The sequence below is a fragment of the Porphyromonas pogonae genome (assembly GCF_036320655.1).
Classification (GTDB): Bacteria; Bacteroidota; Bacteroidia; order Bacteroidales; family Porphyromonadaceae; genus Porphyromonas; species Porphyromonas pogonae.
This window is the reverse complement of the sequence record NZ_CP143258.1, coordinates 465,275-484,181: the sequence shown is the minus strand read 5'-3', so window position 1 is coordinate 484,181 and position 18,907 is coordinate 465,275. Positions and strand designations below refer to the sequence as shown.

The 18,907-nt window shown below is 41.9% G+C and carries 11 protein-coding genes, 2 tRNA genes and 1 riboswitch; of the genes, 2 read left to right on the top strand and 11 right to left on the bottom strand.

The genetic code is table 11. From position 1 onward, the window contains the following. Window positions 1–143 precede the first annotated feature (143 nt). Window positions 144–339, bottom strand: a riboswitch (cobalamin riboswitch). Between the two features lie 1,219 nt (window positions 340–1,558). The 9 genes from VYJ22_RS01950 to VYJ22_RS01910 all read right to left on the bottom strand — a co-directional run bounded on the left by VYJ22_RS01950 (window position 1,559) and on the right by VYJ22_RS01910 (window position 16,291). Next, the gene (locus VYJ22_RS01950) at window positions 1,559–3,130 is read right to left on the bottom strand and encodes an MGH1-like glycoside hydrolase domain-containing protein (protein ID WP_329905544.1); all 1,572 of its coding nucleotides are present in this window, start codon (window positions 3,128–3,130) and stop codon (window positions 1,559–1,561) included. 51 nt (window positions 3,131–3,181) lie between these two features. Then, window positions 3,182–4,321: an alkaline phosphatase gene (locus VYJ22_RS01945; protein ID WP_329904723.1), complete on the bottom strand. Its 1,140-nt coding sequence runs from the start codon at window positions 4,319–4,321 to the stop codon at window positions 3,182–3,184. Between the two features lie 112 nt (window positions 4,322–4,433). Beyond that, window positions 4,434–5,456, bottom strand: a complete 1,023-nt coding sequence (locus VYJ22_RS01940) for a phosphatidylinositol-specific phospholipase C domain-containing protein (RefSeq protein WP_329904722.1) — start codon at window positions 5,454–5,456, stop codon at window positions 4,434–4,436. Window positions 5,457–5,459: 3 nt separating this feature from the next. Further along, entirely contained in the window at window positions 5,460–7,082 is a 1,623-nt protein-coding gene (locus tag VYJ22_RS01935; RefSeq protein WP_329904721.1) for an alkaline phosphatase family protein, read from the bottom strand. Window positions 7,083–7,111: 29 nt separating this feature from the next. After that, window positions 7,112–10,030 (bottom strand): GH92 family glycosyl hydrolase, encoded by a 2,919-nt coding sequence (locus tag VYJ22_RS01930; protein ID WP_329904720.1) that lies wholly within the window; start codon window positions 10,028–10,030, stop codon window positions 7,112–7,114. A gap of 116 nt (window positions 10,031–10,146) precedes the next feature. After that, window positions 10,147–11,814: a RagB/SusD family nutrient uptake outer membrane protein gene (locus VYJ22_RS01925; protein WP_329904719.1), complete on the bottom strand. Its 1,668-nt coding sequence runs from the start codon at window positions 11,812–11,814 to the stop codon at window positions 10,147–10,149. 13 nt (window positions 11,815–11,827) lie between these two features. Beyond that, a complete protein-coding gene (locus tag VYJ22_RS01920; RefSeq protein ID WP_329904718.1) occupies window positions 11,828–14,224 on the bottom strand; it encodes a SusC/RagA family TonB-linked outer membrane protein in 2,397 nt (798 codons plus the stop codon). 116 nt (window positions 14,225–14,340) lie between these two features. Next, window positions 14,341–15,423: an IS5 family transposase gene (locus tag VYJ22_RS01915; protein WP_329904717.1), complete on the bottom strand. Its 1,083-nt coding sequence runs from the start codon at window positions 15,421–15,423 to the stop codon at window positions 14,341–14,343. 22 nt (window positions 15,424–15,445) lie between these two features. After that, entirely contained in the window at window positions 15,446–16,291 is an 846-nt protein-coding gene (locus VYJ22_RS01910) for a carboxypeptidase-like regulatory domain-containing protein (RefSeq protein WP_329904715.1), read from the bottom strand. Window positions 16,292–16,706: 415 nt separating this feature from the next. Here VYJ22_RS01910 and VYJ22_RS01905 point away from each other — a divergent pair. After that, window positions 16,707–16,781: transfer RNA gene (locus VYJ22_RS01905), tRNA-Val, on the top strand. Between the two features lie 54 nt (window positions 16,782–16,835). Then, a tRNA-Val gene (locus VYJ22_RS01900) sits at window positions 16,836–16,910 on the top strand. A 284-nt stretch (window positions 16,911–17,194) separates the two neighbouring features. Here the strand turns inward: VYJ22_RS01900 and VYJ22_RS01895 are convergent. Continuing rightward, entirely contained in the window at window positions 17,195–17,329 is a 135-nt protein-coding gene (locus VYJ22_RS01895; protein WP_329904713.1) for a hypothetical protein, read from the bottom strand. Window positions 17,330–17,405: 76 nt separating this feature from the next. After that, on the bottom strand, window positions 17,406–18,716 hold the full coding sequence (locus VYJ22_RS01890; RefSeq protein ID WP_329904712.1) for a metallophosphoesterase: 1,311 nt from the start codon (window positions 18,714–18,716) through the stop codon (window positions 17,406–17,408). Window positions 18,717–18,907 lie beyond the last annotated feature (191 nt).

Genomic DNA, 18,907 nt, shown 5'->3' with positions numbered 1-18,907 from the left:
AGGAAGCTCTGACCTCATAGCGGGAGGAGCAGTACATACACTGACTGTTGTATAAAATTCTTTTCAACCCGAAAGAACTTAAAACAAAAGGACTCCCACAACCCGATAAGACATATAGGTGATATCAAACATTCGTCTATATTATCGGTAATGATACTTCGGCAGGTCTTCCGACTCAGTCTAAATCATAGTGCCTTCCCGCTTGTGGCAGTGACATTATACTATGACATATACGACTTTACGGCTACGGGGATAGCTTTGGGATTACACCAAATTCCCTTTTAATCAATCGATATTCCATGCAAAGAATATCTTTGAACCGAATGTCCTGTTAGTTGCGACCACCTGTCGCTAGCTTTGCTCTAATACGAATACAATAAAAGCCTACATTAAATAAAGTTATACGCATCCGATTCAGCTAAGCAAAGATATAAAAATTTAAATTGTGACTCTTCGTACAACCCAATAATCATTAGCCCTGAGAGCCACTAAAGAAAAGCATCACCACTCCTGTGGCAACACATCTGGTTAGGATTATCACTTTACATGAGACTAAAAGAAAGATAATATAGGCTACCGCACCGTAGCTGCAGGGCAGAGCAAATCGGGTACCAAATGAGGGCACCGTAAGTTCACATCTCTTCAGGATAAAAGTAAAAAAATAGGGTTACACCTCTTGACAAAGGGGGGTACGATGTTGTATCTTTGTCTTGATGACAATTACTTTTTATCCCACACGTATGAATACTCCGAAACATCACCTATACCCCACGAATACAGCAAAACGCTCGCTCAGTGACTTGCTGGCAGCGGTATGCACTCCACGAAGCTTACACTTTGTCAAAATGCAATAGAAAAGATAAAATATCAAATTGTCAAAATGTAGCCAACTACACTTGACCATCACAACAAAGCCGTATAGAGGACACCTGCACCTCTTTACGGCTTTTTCTGTAGGAAAGCTCAAAATGCACCCGTATTTTAATTAAAATGTCTCGCTAATTTAACTAAAGGACTCTCCTGTTTTAGTTATGACACCGAAATGTTTTAGTTAAAATACTTTTGTGTTTTAGTTAAAATACAACTTTATCTCAGTTAAACAACGACTGCGATCTACCTCTACACCTCAAGAGGCTCAATTATACAAAAGTCACTGCGCCACCCAATCTTTCAAAAAGCCAAACCCAACAGTACATTTACATCATTTTGAAACATATTAAGCCACATTTGCATCAATATGACGATTTCAAAATTCTGATTTTTGTCAGACTAAACATCCGCTCAGTTGTTATAAAAACAGCTGAATTGAAGACTGCCAAGTCAGATTTTCGTTTGTTTTGCATCAATGCCAACGGCAAATCCTCTTTGAGATCCAATAGCAACAGTTTATAACCAGGCATGTGTAGTGAGTATTTGTTGTGTTTTTATCAGTTAGAATATGATGCTACACCCTGATGCAAGAGATTGAATACATCCTGAAATAGCGGTACACTACCCTGAAATTCATGAAGAGCAGAGAGGGGTTCCCTTGTGTGGGGTCCCCTCACTGCTTTGTAGGTTAGTAATTGGTGCGATCAGGGGTAACCGCTATGGTTTCTGTGCGATCGCCATAGTTGACAACTAACTTGAACGCTTTATTGGTTTTGATGGAAAGTTGTGGTTTCGAGGCTGCACTTGTGCGAGCCGATGCAATCAAATCGATAGAGCCTGTGGGTCCGAAGGGATATCGCTTGATACCGTGCCTTACCGTTTCGTTGAGATCCCATGTAATGGTATTATTGATATAATCACCTTTGATCCCCAGCATGTATTCTATGAGAATGGAAATAGGCGGCAGTCCTGTCCAACCTATAAAATCCTTACGCGCCATGAAGCCGGGCTCAGCCTTTTCGGGAGCGTAATACTCCCAAAAGGTATGGGTACGACGATAAACATCGAGTACTTGGCTATAATGATTGCGTGCTATTTCGAGAGCTTGTTTTTTATATCCTTTGTTGTAAAGCCCGTTGATCACCATATAGTTGGTACCCGGCCAGATCCCCCCTTGCCAGTAACGACCATTGTCACGGTACTTAGGATTGTCTGCACTGAGCGAGGGTACCCTATATTTACGGTTAAAGGTATTCGGGTTGTCCAACTCTGCTGTGAGCCTATCGAGCTTTGCCGAGTCGAGCACATCGGAATATAAAGCCCAGTATGCACCGATGCCTTTGGTGTAATTGAGTTTGCCATCGGCATATTGATCATATAAGAAGCCGCTCTTCTCATCCCATAAGTTGGTGCTGATATAGTTTTTGAGCAACTTGGCATCGTCTTCAAAGTCCTCAATCTCTTGCCAACGCTCGAGATAAAGCCCCATCTCAAGCAAGAGATTGGCAATAAAAAGTTGCTGTAGATTGGTATCCAACCAGATCATGTGACCATGGCTGAATATCATATTGTATTCCGGAGACACTCTGGGCATATTGTCCATACCGGTACCCCAGCCACTGGACCAATAAGTACCGTTGCGCCAAGTACGGTTGAGTTTGAGCCATTTATAATAGGCACATAGTACGGGAAACACTTTGTGCAAACGCTCGGTGTCGCCAAACTGCTTGTAATACACCATCTCACACCAAGGCAGAAGATTGGGACCTGTGCTTACAGGATCATAACGCTCGAAACAGTCGGCACCATCAGCTTTGATCTCACGACAGATGAAGCCGTCAGGGTGTTGTTTGGCGTAAAAGTTGTCGAGCGTCTGCTGGAAAGGAAATAAACGAGTGCCATAACGGGCAAACATGAGAATAAAGCAGGAATCCCACATGAAGATATTGCCATTGTACGCTGTATCGAAGTACGTAGAGACAAACCCTGATCCCTGTAACGGATGTTTGAGGTTTCTGACGGCAAACTCCCATGCTTTCCAGTACATTGCTAGTTCATCAGGATACCCATCCCAGATAGGTTCGGGTAAGATATTTTTGGCTTGGGCAAAAGACGGTACGGGTGTTTTGTGCGCGGGTAGCGTACGATACACATTGTCCGTGACCAGAGGCTCCTTGACATATGTGTTTTTGTAAGGCAAGTTGTATTTAGTAGCTTTAGTTTCCTGAGCCGTACATATCTCCGATACGCCCAAGAGCATAGCCCATACAGCAATTACAACCCGCCATGTAATAGACCTCTGTGTCATGCTTTACAGGTTTAGGACTTTCTTTATTTTGTCGAAAAGAGCAGTGTTTTCATAGATACCGGAAAACTCCTCCGCACCGGGGCCATAAACATATACAGGAACCATGACACCGCTATGCCCACCTGTAGAGAATTTACCTTTTATCTCTCCCTTCTGCAAATCACCACCTACGAGCGTAAGCCCTCCCGTTTCGTGGTCAGCTGTAACGACTACGAGCGTTTCGCCATTCTTTTCAGCCCATTTCATCACAGCTCCTATGGTACGATCAAAGTCTGCCATCTCCTGCATGAGCATGTCCAAGTCATTGGAGTGTCCGTAATCATCGATTTGTGAGCCTTCCACCATCAGGAAAAATCCCTTTTTGTTAGCAGAAAGGAGATCCATTGCCTTCACCGAAGCTTTTGCCAATACGTCTTTGCGAATCTTAGGCTCGGGAATATCCACCGTATCCAATACGGCAAATACTTTACCGGACTTAATGGCGGCCACGTCATCCCACTTCATAGGCGTTTGATAACCTTTTGCTCTCATCTCTTTGATAATATCCCTCTTATCAGGTCTTTTGTTGAAATAGTTGGCTCCACCACCAAGAATAAAATCGACATTACAATCGAGATAATCTTTGGCAATATCATAGTAATCTTCCCTATCGACATTGTGACAGCAATAAGCCGCTGGCGTGGCGTCATACAAGCGACACACCGATATTACACCGGAAGAGAGACCTTTTTCCCGAGCATATGTAGTGATAGACTTGAGTTCTTTACCATCAGGATCCGTACCCACCATATGATATTTCGTCTTATGCCCGGTAGCCATAGCCGTACCTGAAGCACCGGAATCAGTGATGAGTTTGTCTGTACAGTAAGTTTTGGACAATCCTATCGTTTGTGCATTCTCCAGATTGAGACGCCCCTTATTGGCAACCCACAGCGTATATACATGTGCCAAGCTCATGCCATCGCCTATCATAAAGACAACGTTCTTTACTTTGCTGCCTTTGATAGGCATTACCTTGACAGGTTCGTAGGTTTTTTCCAGAGTCACTGTGGCTTCAGTATCCTGTTTGTGCTGGGCCTGTAATGGGATGATGCCGAGGCACAGCAATGATGCCGCAAGGAGTAAACATTTTAGCTCTTTCATTATTTTACAAGTGTTATGTATTTGTTCAATATTTTTGTCTAATGAGATAATTACAACACGCAAAGAAAAACTATCCTGTTATTGACTTTACGTGTTGTAATAAAAGATGCAACTATAGATTTTGCTTGATTAGCTCCATGGTAAGCTCTTTACCCTTGTCTGATCCGCAAAAATCCATAAAGAACAAGCCTTTTACGGGGACAGAATTCTTCCTCAGATCTTCTACAGCAAGCCTATTCATATTCCCGGCAACACGTTTGGGGGGGAAAAACACCCCCGTACCACTTAAAAAAGTTACATAAAGCGAAGTGCCATTAGAGGCACGTGAAGCACTGAGATGATTGTAGATAGCTTTCCATTTAGATGAATCAGAAACGCCTTTCACTTTGTATTCATCTTCCACTTGAGCCGAAACGCTTCCCTGCTTTGAATATAAGAAAGAACGAAAAGAAGCATTGTCGCTCCACAGCTGAAAATATGAAAAATTATCGAGCCCCGGAACGTTATCACGGAAAAGAATTGCCAACTTACCTCTAAGAGAACCGACAGTCTGATAAGGTGAATAAATCGTGGTAAACCGGCTTTGTTGCGGATGACTCTTGATAATCTCATTCATTAGCTCATTGTAATCCTTACTTCCACTCGTAGGATTTCCCTCTCGTTTTACATGAAGTAAGATAAATTCAGTAGGATGGGTATCGAGATACTCAGTCATCATATCCAATACATCTCGTTTGAAATCAGTGTACTGGTTGGCGGTACCATGATAGATAGCCAATTCTTTATTGGCATAAGCTCTAAGCCTGATATCAAAGCCTCTCACTCCTGACTCAAGCTGCTCCTTAAGACTACTATTTTGAGTAAGGTACATAAATCCTCCCGACTTACTCGCCCCTGCATCATGGGCAGAGGGAAGTGCCAGATTGCATATCGTTTTGCCATCATCCAACAATTGCATCCAGGAAGAAGTGGGGATATTTCCATTATGAAGTGTACCTGACTTCACATGACTAACTAATGAGGAGTTTTGTCCATTAAGAGGCGCTCCATCATGATTCAACTCAGCCTTAGTACAGGCTGTACTAAACGTTACAGATAAAATAGCACAAAATCGGAGTAAATTAAAATTTTTCATAGGTTATTTATTAAGTTTTGAAAATGGAATAGTTTGCATGGGAATAGTCTCAGAACCATAATATACTTGTAGGGACTGCCCCATGTAATTCTCAAAATACTCAACTTTTATTGAATATACTCCTTTTCCCAGAAAAATATGTCCACGCTTCATCGCGGGAGAATGTGACCCGTCGTTATCAATCACCTTTTTATCGTTGATATATAACTTACATCCATCATCCGAAATAACCCCAAAAGAGTATTCTCCGTCATTATCAATACGTAATTGTGATGTGAAAAGAATCGCAAAATGATCTTTGTCGTTTACATTTAATTCATCAAGAGAAAACTCATGCACGTATCCAGTACGTGAAGGCTTACCCAAAATATTAAAATCAGGAACAGACTTACCCATATAATTATCGTACATTGCATAATGCACCTTCGGGATAGCCTCCCGACTAACAACCCTAAGATCAGCTTCGCCAATATCACTACCATGGAGTCCTTTATAAGCTATAGCCCTAACGACAGCGGAGGAGGTAAGCGTGAGAGAATCTTTATAGATGGGTGATTTAGGGCCGGGTTTAGAACCATCAAGGGTGTAGTGAATGACTGCTTGTCCCTCTGTGTCCGAAGTTATACCCACTTTGACACTATCCCTAAACATCCCATTGGTAGGAGAGACAAAAGGCATGGCTACATATACATCTCTGCTCGAGCCTTTCTCCTTGGAAGTGAAAGCCTCCGATATAAACCGCCCCTCTGAAGCTGGAGCGAGCTTTACTCCCAATAAATGAGCTATAGTACCCGCAACATCACAGATAAGATGACCGTCATGAAGCTTTTTGCCCGCAGTAACACCGTGACCGTACAGCATGATAGGGATATTATATTCGGCAGGAGAGTCATCGCCATGAGCATGACCGAGACCTCCGTGATCAGCCGTAATGAGGATGACTGTGTTTTTATCCATGCCGGAAGCCTTGAGCCGATCTATGAATTTGCCGATAAGCACATCGTACTTCTCTATACATCCGAGGTAGGCCTGTGACTCATGCCCATGCTCATGCCCCACATCATCAGTCTCAACAATGGAGATAAAAGAGAAGTCGGGTTTGGATGCAAAGAAGTCCTCCATACCCTCACGGAAAATCTCTTCACCGGTTTTACCTTTGACAATCTTATCCACGGCAGAAGTGTCATACATACGTTCCTGCTCCACCCATTCATAAAACATATGTACTTTTTTATTGGGAGCGGCCTCCTTGATTAGATCAAATAAAGTAGGGTACAAACCTTTCTTGTTTTTGTAAGCAGGCACAATAATGCCGGTATTGGGCATCCAACCATTGTCGGTAACTCCATGAATCACCGGTATAGCTCCGCTGACCATAGACATCCAGTTGGGACTACTCTCTGTGGGTCTTACGGAACGGGCATGTATAGTCCACGCTCCCTCTCTGATAATCCGATTGAGAGACGGGGTTCTGGCTCTCTGCACACCATATCCCCCCATAGCATCAAGTCCTATGAGTACCACGTGGCGCGGCATAGATCTTTGTGCGCAGAGGTACTGATCACTTGCAGCAAAAGTGAATAGCAACTGGGTAAGGAGTATGAGTAAAATGTTTTTATGATTCATCAAATTCTTATTTATTATGAATAACAGATTTATTCGATATACAAAATACGTGAGGGTATAGGAGTGAATGTGTGCGCCTCTTTACGTTTATAAAACCAAGCGAAACCCTGACCTTCATAGTCCTCAAAATACTTAATCTCATAGCTATGATAGCCACGAGCAAGAGCTATGCGCCCCGTAGCAGTGATGAAACTGTGTGAACCATCATTATTGACGACTTCTGTACCATTGATAGAAAGCACACTGCCGTCATCGGATTGAGTTTGAAAGTCATATACACCATCACGATCTATATAGATATACCCGTGGAATACGTAAGCAAACTTATCTTCTCTGGGAGCATCGGCAATAGATGGATATGACATCACTCCTTTTTTCACAAGATTGCAATGGGCGATATCTTTTACCGAAGAGCATGCACCCTCGTAATAGCTGTAGTTTACCCCGTTATTTTTCATTTTTAGAGAACTGCCGGGCATAAGTACGGCACGTACTGCTTGTAGTGTCAGTAACTCCGAGGGCTTACTTCCTTTGAGATAAGCTCGGGCTTTGAGGGTAGCAGAGCCATTGAGTTTGAGCGCAGAGGTATAAAGAGGACTTTTATCTGTGGGAGCGGAACCGTCCAGCGTGTAATATATTGCTGCACCCGGAGTGGAACATCCCAAATGTATGGCTATAGAGTCGACAAAAAGATAAGTGTCCTCCTGAGCATAAGGTATAGATACCTGATCAATATGTGTGAGGCTATACACCCCATGTGTGTTTGTCTCAGAAGAGACGACAGGTTTGTCGCTAAGAATATACTCCAGCTTCCCTCCCTTTATCAGAACATCATAGTGTAATGTATTTCCGCGGATTGTTTCTCCATTGAGCCGTACTTCTTGGATATAGACATGATGCTCAGGGTCATTAGCCGTAATGACTAATTCTTTCCCATGGGGCAATTTCACGACTGCTTTTTCGAATAAAGGAGTTGTAATGACAAACTCGCCACTGCCGGGACATACGGGATAGAATCCTAAAGAAGATAATATGTACCATGCTGACATTTGTCCGCAATCCTCATTACCAATGATGCCATCAGGTTGATCCGAATACATCTCACGAAGTATACGACGGGTGATTTCTTGCGTTTTCCAAGGCTGCCCCAAACAAGCATAAAGGTAGGCTATGTGATGGCTGGGTTCATTGCCGTGAGCATATTGCCCTATCATACCGGTAATATCCTGCAAGTCACCTTTCACGGCGGAAGTAGTACTGAACAAACTATCCAGAGCTTGTATCATTGCGCTCTTTCCTCCGAAAAGATTAGTAAGACCTTTTATATCATGTGGGACATAGAAACGATATTGCCATGCGTTGGCTTCGGTGAAGTCACGACTTATTTCATACGGATCTAAATTGGGCTCCCAATTACCATCAAGTCTCTTCCCCCTAAAGAATCCTGAGTATCCATCAAACAAATGAACATAATTGTAAGCTCTGCGATAATATCGATCAGCGACATCATTGCGCCCCATAGATGCCGCCATACGTGCTATACACCAGTCATCATAAGCATACTCCAATGTGCATGAAACAGATTCTCGCTTCAGATCAGACGGGATAAAACCATATTTAATGTAATAGTCCGACCCTTTTTTGTTTATATCAGATGACTTTATCATCGCCTCCAAAGCAAGGTCAGCATCAAATCCTCTGATTCCTCTGAGATAGGCATCAGCTATGACCGACACGGCATGGTACCCGATCATCGTATGAGTTTCGCCTGTAGAAAGAGGCCATATCGGAAGTTCTCCTTTTACTTTATACATTGCAAGCATGGATCGTATCATATCAGCCGTGAGATCAGGGTTTATAATAGTCATCAAAGGATTCCATGCTCTATATGTATCCCAAAGAGAAAAGGTAGAGTATACTTTATGATCCTTATTCATCGTTGAAAACACCTGATCTCCCAAACGGTATTTACCGGATACATCACTGATCACATTGGGAGTAACCATGGCGTGATAAAGCGAGGTGTAAAAAATGGTTTTATCCTTATCACTACCCTTTTGGATACGGATGCGCAATAATTCATGATTCCACGATAGGCGTGTATCTGCAAGTATTTTGTCAAATGTTTTAGAACCACACTCCTGTTCTCTATTGCGCCGAGCCTCCTCTACGCTGACCAGTGAAATGCCCACTTGCAGCTCAATGGTACGCACGGAGTCATCAGGAAAATTAATTATTATTTGCAGTGAATCTCCACGAGCTTTAGTCCCCTTTACAGGTACACCCGACTTAAAAATACTAAAGTTACTTATAGGTTTTGATAGACGAGCGGAGAAGTAGACGGGCTGCGGATCCACCCAACCGTTAGTAATGCGAAAGCCTTCCAAAATTCCATTTTTGACTTCCAATTGAGCATCATAGATTTTATCTTTTCCCAAAGAATGAATGAGATCTATAATCAAGTTTTTGTTCTTCGAAGAAGGATAGGTATACCGATGTACACCGCTCCGCATGGTTGCAGTGAGTTCAGCCCTAATCCCATTGTCGAGCATCACGGAGTAATACCCCGGCGAAGCTGTTTCATTGTTATGGCTGAATTTCAAAGGAGGCATTAGGAGAGTCTTCTCCGTACCCTGATTTTGCAGAGGGTAAATAAGGATATCACCAAGATCAACACACCCCGTACCACTCAAATGAGTATGAGAAAACCCAATTATAGTAGAGTCAGAATAATGATATCCGGAGCAAGCATCCCAATCGGATATACGAGTATCCGGACCTAATTGGACTCCTCCCAAAGGAGCTGTGGCTCCAGGATAAGTATGTCCATGAAAATCCGTTCCAATAAAAGGGTTTACATACCGGATAAGGTTATTTTGACTATAAATGCCTATGCGACAGATCATCGATAGCATCAGGAATAAAAGCATTCTTTTCATTTTGGTCATACGTAGATACGGATAATGTCAGAGACGAAACCTATATATCTTTTATCCAAAGCCCCCTTGATAGAGAGCTTTGGATATGCAAAATATACTATTGCTTAAATTAAATATTACACATCTCAATAGCCTTTGTTTTGTTTCAAGGCACCCATGGAGCGCTTAATCTCTTCGGGTGAATAAGGAAACACGCAGGCCTTTTCTGCATCATACTTCTTCGCAGGCATAATCTCAATAACTCCTTTATATGTTTTTCCATTAATAAGCATGGCTTTTCCATTCACAGTATCGATTTCTGAGTTAGGGTTCGATCTATTGACATATTTAATACCATGCTTTGCAGCTTCAAGTCTCTCACGAGCTTCGGGGTATTTGACCGACCATCTTTTGAGATCATGTACCCGATCAGTAAACTCGCCTGCAAGCTCACATCTTCTCTCATGCATAAGGTCGTGCATAGTGGCATTGGTATAGACATCACCGAGTCCTGCACGGGTAGTGATGCGATTGAGTACTTTAGCAGCTTCAGCACCCTTACCGGTTTCAATAAGAGCTTCAGCTTTGAAAAGAAGCATTTCCGCAAATCGCATGATAGGGACATTGAGGTCTGTTGTAGGACGGTTACCATTATTGGAGACCTTGTCAGAGATCCCCGCACCCTTGTTATTGATCGTTCCGTATTTAAATGGCTCCATATACTTATTGAAGTGAAATCCACACTCAAGGTCAGTAGAAGAGAAAAATTTTCTTTTCTCGCCGAAGAATGTAAACTCATCTCCGTACTGAAGTATAGTGGTAGCACGTCTTTGATCTTTGTCGCTGTATTCAGCCCAAAGTTCGAGAGTAGGTTTGAAATTACCCCATCCATTGTAACGTCCCCAACCTTTATTATCGAGCATAATACCCGGCAGTATACTTCCCGCATAGTTTTTTGCATCAGAATTGACGGAAAATATATATTCCTTGCTCCATTCATGCTCTGTGGAAAACACATCGGCAAATTTGGGCAGAAGAGCACGATGACATTCGTTTTCCAACTTATCTACCAATGCTGGAATCTCGCTCCACTTCTTAGAGTCGTATTGAGCCCAGTAGGCATATACTTTTACTTTGAGTGCTATAGCAGCATCTTTGGTAGCTCTACCGTAATCGGCGGGAGCCGTCTGATCAAAGGCAGGCAACATGGAGATCGCTTTGTCAAGATCCTGGATGATCAGTTCATAATTCTCCACTACAGACTTACGCTGCTGGGGTATTTTGCCATCGACATACTCTTTATAATCTTCATATTTATCAAAAGGAACACCATTGTCAGGTCTTCCATAGCGATAAGCTATCATGAAGTGAGAGAAAGCTCTCATAAAATAGGCTTCGCCCAGATGCATCTTGATGCGATCAGATGGAGAAGACAACTTTAGGGCATTAAGAACAACTCTATTAGCACGTGAATTCATCTGATACAAAGCCTGATAAATATCCTTGAGATTGCTTTCGGTAGAGCCATTCATCGTCAAATTGGCAAGGTTCATCTGCGTAGCGCCTCTCTTACGGCTATAGAAAATATCGTCCGACGCTCCTTGCTCCCAGAAGAGGTCACGTCCCCATGTTTCTTCCATACTCAAATTAGCATACACAGCATCTATGGCATCACTAAAGTCTTTGTCTGTTTTCCAAAAGTTTTTGGCATTGGGTGTTCCTTCGGGTTGTGGGTCTAACCAATCGGAGCAAGAGTTCATGCTCAATGAAGTCAATACCAACCCTAATGTTATGATTATATTTTTTGTTTTCATTGGTTATTGCAAATTAGTAGTTGAGTTTAAGACCAATTGAGAAAGTACGTGATATAGGGTACTGACCGGCATCGATACCTGTACCACCTACTTCGGGGTCGATACCGCTATATGAAGTAAACGTAGCCACATTGTCAATGCTGAATGTGAGATCAAGCGTGCTATTACGAGTACTAAAGAGCGACATTTTCCTGACAAGATCCGTGAGGGAATATCCCAATGTTATATTTTTGATACGGAGATAATCGCCTTTTTCCAGATAGAAATCAGAAGGCGTAGTAAAGTTCTCATTGGGATCATCTGCTGTAATCCGAGGAACGGCTTTATTGGGTCCGTCAAGAGCTTTGAGTATATCTCTGGATCTGTTAAAGCTTCCTTGAGATTCGTTAAGAGTAAGATATTTGTAAGCATTAAATATTTTTACGCCGGCAACCCCTTGAAGCATCATACTGAAAGTAAAGTTTTTGTATGAAACACCGCCTGAGAGAGCATAAGTAAGCTTAGGCATAGCATTACCCATATAAACACGATCGGCATTGCTGATCTTGCCATCGCCATTCTCATCCACAAATTTCAGGTCTCCTATCTGAGCTTTGGGTTGGATTTTTTTACCATCCTTGTCCACATAGCTGTCAATTTCCTGTTTGGTTGTAAATACACCTGAGTTTTTGACCAGGAAGAATGAGTAGATAGGCTGGCCGACCTCTGTTTGGAAGGGGCGTAAATCTTTGAACTTACCGCCATCAGTCCAAATTACCTTGTCATCCGGAGAGTTTGTTTGTCCCATACTGATTACCTTATTCTTCAAGGTGGCGAAGTTTCCTCCAACCCAATATTTCAAAGCTCCTACTTTATCGCTCCAGTTGGCCGACATTTCAAAGCCGGAGTTTCTGATCTTTCCGTCATTTACAAGTTGCGGATCATACCCGATACTGTGTGACCAGCCTGCATCCTGTTTCTTGATCAGATCTTTGGTGTTTTTGATAAAATAATCCATTGTCAAAGAGAGTCTGTTATCAAACAATCCTAAGTCAATACCGAAGTTGGTTTGCTCTGATGTTTCCCATGTAAGATTAGGGTTATAACCTTCTGCCACGTATTTACCCAACACAAGATAAGGAGGATTGCCTACCTGTCCTGCTATGTCACCATCACCTATACGATAGTTTTGGAGTAGTGGGTATCCATATCCCATACCGATGGAGCCTAAGTTACCAATACGTCCCCAACTCATGCGGAACTTCAATAAATTCAAAGCTTCCATATCTTTCATGAAAGGTTCTGATGAAAGCTTCCATGCCAAGGTTGCTGATGGGAAATCACCATACTTACGCCCTTTGGGTAACCTGCCGGCATAGTCACGGCGCCATGAACCAGAAAAGAAATACTTATTATCATAACTATATGAAGCTCTAACTACAAATGAAAGATTACGATCGAGCCAAAAACCATCTTTGGCCGGATTGAATTTGCCGGCTTGACCAAAATAGATCAAAGAAGGATCTTCGTTGTAGAAACCTTCAGCAGATGCAGAGAAGTCTCTGTATTTGGCTTCGGAAGCTGTAGTAGATGCCATGAGGCTTACGCTGTTCTTATTAAAAATACGCTCGTAAGTGATGGTATTCTCTGTACTCCAATTGGTGGTTCGGAAAGTAGAATACCCCATGAAGTTCCTATCAAACGGCTTGCCCGGCTCCAGACGTTTGGGTGAGAACTTTTTGTCGAAATAGTTCTCAAGTTGATATGTAAACCGAGATGTGAAGTTAAGCCCCCTTATCGGCTCCATGATATCAAGGAATGTGGAAGACGAGATTGTAGAATGGTGGTTTTCGAAAAGGCCTGCCGTGAGCGTTCTGACAGGGTTGATAACATCACCGTGAATATCGGCAAAGTTGCTGCCATACTTGGTTATGTAAGCTTTATCACTGGGGGCTGTACCGCCAAATGATCCGTCCGGGGCATATACCTCAGCATTTCTGGGCATCATGAGTGCAGATAAGATTACACCCGATTCTGCACTGTAGGTATTAGCATCGCGCAGTTGATTCTTTTGCCATGTAAGATCTTCACGCACACGTATGTGATCGCTGAGTTTGTACATAGAATTCAAACGAGTGGTCCACTCCCTATTATAAGTATTGAGCAAGGTGCCATTCTTATTACTGTACTCAAATGACACGAGGTTATTGAATGTCTCCGTACCGCCGGAAAGAGACATATTGTGTCGCTGAAACATAGCATTGCGAAAAATAGCTTTGATCCAGTCTGTACGGGTTTCTGCTATGTATGGATTTTTATTGGGATCCCATCCGTCAGGGAGTTTGTTTACTCCACCGAGTGCCGTAGCACGTACTCTACGCTCCTCATCTATTGAGACTGTTGAAAAAGTCGGATCGAGACACAGAGACATAAAACGAGCCGTTTTCCGCCCGATTTTAGTGAACAGACGAAGGAATTTTGATTCTAACTTTCTTGATTTAGCTCATTTTTGAGCCTCTTGAGGGGTCAGTGCCCCTCAAGTAGAGTCTAGTTTACGTTTTGTTGCATAAGTAGCTTTGGCGCACGTTTGAGATTGTACGCCAAAGACTCAATGAGGTTCTGATAATGCGTTTTAGCAATTCCTCGGTAGCGACATCGTCCACCATGAAACCATCGTATAATGCTACCAAAGCTACGCTCTATCTGCCATCGCATGGAACTGATCAGTCTATTCAATTGCTTTTTACCATCCGTCAGTGGCATACCTTTGACTGCTTTGTGCATGATGCCATCTATCAAGTTGTGGTCGCACAGATAACCTCTGTTTTTCTTGGATGTGTACCCTTTGTCCGCTAATATCATTGTCTCTTGGGGGAGTTGAGCCTGCTCCAACAGAGGTATGATTTGTGTCGTATCTGCCACGTTAGCCGCTGTGGTGATTACTTCATGTATTAGTCCCTTGGTGTCTGTTAAGATGTGCTTCTTGTAACCGTATCTATATTCATTGCATTTCTTCACCCAACGAGCCTCTTCATCTACGCCGGGTTTGCTTGAGCAGACTTTGACTTGGTATTCTTCTTCAGCCTCTTTCTCTTGATCGCTACGAGTATCCTCCCGATCATCGCAGATCACAATTTGAAGCCCTCCCGTTGGTTTGTTGGGGCTGTCAACAATACTTGCGTCCACAATGGCGCCCTCTTTGATCTCCATGATGCCATGTTGTTTGAGTTGCTTGTTGAGAAGCTTGAATAGCTTTGCCATTAAGCCTTTCTCTATAAGTTCTTGCCGGAAGCGACAGATGGTGGAGTGATCGGGAGAAACAAAGTCCATCGTCAGGCCCAGGAAGGCACTCCATGTGAGGGAATCGTTGATTCGCTCTTCTACTTGACGATCTGAGAGAGCGTACCAAGTCTCTAAGAGCAGGATCTTGAAGAGCATAATGGGGCGGTAAGAGGCAGCGCCCAATGGGGTGTCTCCCTTAAGACAATGTTTGTTGAGCAAGTTGGAGATGGGACGCCAATCTACAATGGTGTCAATCTGATGCAAAAAGTTGTTTTTGGTGGCTTGGCGACGACGTTCTACTGCTAGTTCTGCAAAAGATGCGGCATTGGTGTTCTTTTCCTTACTCATAGAGACTGTTTTGACTACTGGTTTAATATTCAAATATAATGATATCCAGCGATATAGGCAATATTAAAAGGGCAATTCTCGTGCAACAGTCTCCTATTGTAAGGGATTGTGGCAGGTTGGTAGCCTTAGATACCCCTGTCACCATATTATATTGGAATGTAGGTTTGCCTTCTGAAGCTCTTTTGGTTGTTACTATGATGACACCGGCCGATCCGGCATATGCTCCGTAAATCGCAGCAGAAGCAGTATCCTTCAATACTGTCATAGAAACGACATCACCTATATTAAATGGAGCATTGGGTACTCCATCCACAACAAACAAAGGTTTTTCCTCTGCTCTGGATCCCATACCCCTGATAGTAATGGCAGGCTTGGAATCAAGATGGCCTCCTTGCGACACTACTGTGACACCGGGTATTTGGCCCTGAAGCATCTCCTCCACACCTTGGATAGGTCTTTCCTTGAGTTGTCCGATATTGGACACGGTAGCCACAGATGCGGATAAATCTCCTTTCTTAACTTTACCATAACCAATGAGCACAACCTCATTGAGCGAAATAGCACTCTCCACGAGAGAGATTACTACCGTTTCGCTTTTTGTCACCGTAATCTCTTTGGTTACGTATCCAATGTAAGAAATTTTTAATTTTGAATTAGGAGCTAATTTTAGCACAAAGGCACCATCAAGATCACTTTGCGCTCCGGTAGTAGTGCCGGCAATCTGAACGCTCGCTCCAATGATAGGTTCTTGTGTTTTGGAGTCAACAATTTTTCCTTTAATTGTTACCTCCGACTTTTGCGCTTTCATCTGAAAGGTCAATGCTCCTACAAAGAGCATCAACAAAAGGTAGACGTGTTTACATTTCATAGGTTGATATTTTTTGTTCTCTCATATGTGCGTAACCTTTACTTTCACAAGAATAAAGATTACTTTTTCCTTATGCATTTGACGGCACAAATTTAGTAATTAAATCTATAGACACGCCTTTATTCAAAATTAATTTACATGAGACTATTATTTAATAAAATATACACATTAATAACATGGTTATGAAACATTCTTTTGATTAATCGGAGGTATTGTTACGAAAATATTTAGCCCCTTTTAACTGGGTATATTTTGATTGGCAACGGTGTCTCAGCTTAAACAAGCTAATATTTACAGGAAATTGAATTAAAGTTCTTAGTTTTTTTGCCCGGGCTATTGCAAATTCAGAAAAATCATATACCTTTGCAACCATATTTGAGAAGCAAATATACTTTGACGATATTAATTGATTAAGGGGCCTATAGCTCAGCTGGTTTAGAGCATCTGCCTTACAAGCAGAGGGTCATAGGTTCGAATCCTATTGGGCCCACTCCTTTTCAACAATATCATTAAAATCTGAGATACGATAACTTCTCAAAATTTAGGGCCTATAGCTCAGCTGGTTTAGAGCATCTGCCTTACAAGCAGAGGGTCATAGGTTCGAATCCTATTGGGCCCACCCTAGAAAAATTAAGTCAAAAAGCTATGCACAAAACATGCATAGCTTTTTTTGCTTTATAGTCTCATCTCTGAGTAAATATCAGGACTAAAGACGGTGGTGCAGATACACTTTTACAAGATGAGGCCTATGTATAGAATTTATTGCTAAGAGACCAACTTGAACTATGATAACGTACATTTAGATGACATCTTTTTACCGGGACTATAAAGAAAGTTTGCTCTTCGTGAGAGATAGAGTTAATTACTTCTCCTAAATCCGGTAATACTCAATGAATATCAAATCTAATAGCCGTTATCAAAAGCCACATCAATTCTTAAACCGCCTGCTGGGGATCCTCCGGCAGGCGGTTTTGATATATAAATAAAGAAATTAAACAGGAGAATGAGAACGTTACATTCAACTTCACTTATTTCCATATTACTTTTTATCTTCAAAGAAGACATCCTGACTGTACATCCGATTTCAGAGGATCAGATATAAATATTTTCAGGTTTATTTGGCACCACTCCCTATATTGGTAATATTACCATTTTTTTCGTACATGTAAAGTCCCACTGTATTCTTGTCTCCAGTAGTAATGACTGCGAAGGTTCGAGTAGCTTCAGGGTAATCCGTATTATCGTCGACCCATGTACCATCATTGACATAATATTTTCCGTTAGTTAACTTTTTGAGAGTAGGAACATGTGTATGACCAAATACTACAACATTTACATTCTCGTTGCTATTTTCGAGATACTGCACCCTGGCTTGTTCGAAATAATAATCCCAGTTTATTGTTCCGGATATTGCAGAAAGAAAGGTATTCGGCTTCTTTACCTTGTTCTGCTCCTGACGAGTTCCCCACGTACGCTGAATATTCTTAAATAATTTCCCGGAAATTGTACCATCAGGTTGTTCTTGAGGATAGAAATCAAGATAACTGTAATCGTCATTGAATCCTGCAATATGCATCTTGAATATCTTCTCATTAAGCCCCTCCTTAGGAGTGAATCGTTTCGACACCTTTGCCAATAATGAATAATAAGCATACGCTCCACTTTGATCAATATCATCCTTGTCAGGTACTTTATTCACTAGGGGATATTTCTTTTCTACGGTTGGCTTACCCTCTACTACCCAAGTGGCAGCATAGCGGGCATAAAAGTACCCGGCAGGCAGGATTGTATTGTCGTTTCCACATAATTCTTTGTTAGACACACGATCAGGAGCAGAGAACACATCGTAGCGATGCCCGTGCTCAATCGCTATTTCTTTTCGGTCTCCGGTATAGTAAGTGGCCAAACCTCTAGCACCTTGGCTTGGCTGTACAATACCGGGGATGGCATCCTGTAGTGTTTTTTGCTCTAAAGTCATGTCATGGTTTCCTATAACATAAACCAATTTGATACCACTATTTATAACCTGCTTGAATTCGTCTATAAGCTTCTGATTGTTGGCAATAACACCCTTATAGAACAGTTCTTCATCAGTGTAAGTAGGATAAAACACAGGTAGATACCACGAATCAAGAAAATCACCTATAATCACTAATTCACGCACATCTTTTGTCTTTTGAAGTCGTTTGAGAAAATCAATGAGTAAAGGACGATTCCTTACTGTTTCCGAATACCTATCGTCAATACCTACGTGCAGATCGCTGATAGTCACAATCTTGTTCCTTATGCTACCAGCCTCCCACAGGGGAGCAATCTTTTCGCCATTGCTCTGATCATCATCTTTGGTACATCCCGAAATAATTGCCATGAATATTGTTAAACACATAACAATAGGGAATGTAAAAGCATTGGTAATTCTCTTCATAATTTTAAATTTATATTTTAGTGATACTATACATTACAATACAAATATAGATGTTGAGAATTTCGGTCAATTACTTTTAATTGTATCAATATTACAAATATGCGTTTCATTTTTGCAATAGCACAGATGGAACATTGATTTCCATTTATGAAACTTACTATCTTATATCATTCATTTCCTATCTTTATCTC

Bases quoted from the DNA above. Each gene is read 5' to 3' on its own strand.
- VYJ22_RS01935 (WP_329904721.1), bottom strand. From the start codon at position 7,082: ATGAATCATAAAAACATTTTACTCATACTCCTTACCCAGTTGCTATTC.
- VYJ22_RS01895 (WP_329904713.1), bottom strand. From the start codon at position 17,329: ATGGAAATAAGTGAAGTTGAATGTAACGTTCTCATTCTCCTGTTTAAT.
- VYJ22_RS01940 (WP_329904722.1), bottom strand. From the start codon at position 5,456: ATGAAAAATTTTAATTTACTCCGATTTTGTGCTATTTTATCTGTAACG.
- VYJ22_RS01910 (WP_329904715.1), bottom strand. From the start codon at position 16,291: ATGAAATGTAAACACGTCTACCTTTTGTTGATGCTCTTTGTAGGAGCA.
- VYJ22_RS01915 (WP_329904717.1), bottom strand. From the start codon at position 15,423: ATGAGTAAGGAAAAGAACACCAATGCCGCATCTTTTGCAGAACTAGCA.
- VYJ22_RS01945 (WP_329904723.1), bottom strand. From the start codon at position 4,321: ATGAAAGAGCTAAAATGTTTACTCCTTGCGGCATCATTGCTGTGCCTC.
- VYJ22_RS01890 (WP_329904712.1), bottom strand. From the start codon at position 18,716: ATGAAGAGAATTACCAATGCTTTTACATTCCCTATTGTTATGTGTTTA.
- VYJ22_RS01925 (WP_329904719.1), bottom strand. From the start codon at position 11,814: ATGAAAACAAAAAATATAATCATAACATTAGGGTTGGTATTGACTTCA.
- VYJ22_RS01920 (WP_329904718.1), bottom strand. From the start codon at position 14,224: ATGTCTCTGTGTCTCGATCCGACTTTTTCAACAGTCTCAATAGATGAG.
- VYJ22_RS01930 (WP_329904720.1), bottom strand. From the start codon at position 10,030: ATGACCAAAATGAAAAGAATGCTTTTATTCCTGATGCTATCGATGATC.
- VYJ22_RS01950 (WP_329905544.1), bottom strand. From the start codon at position 3,130: ATGCTCTTGGGCGTATCGGAGATATGTACGGCTCAGGAAACTAAAGCT.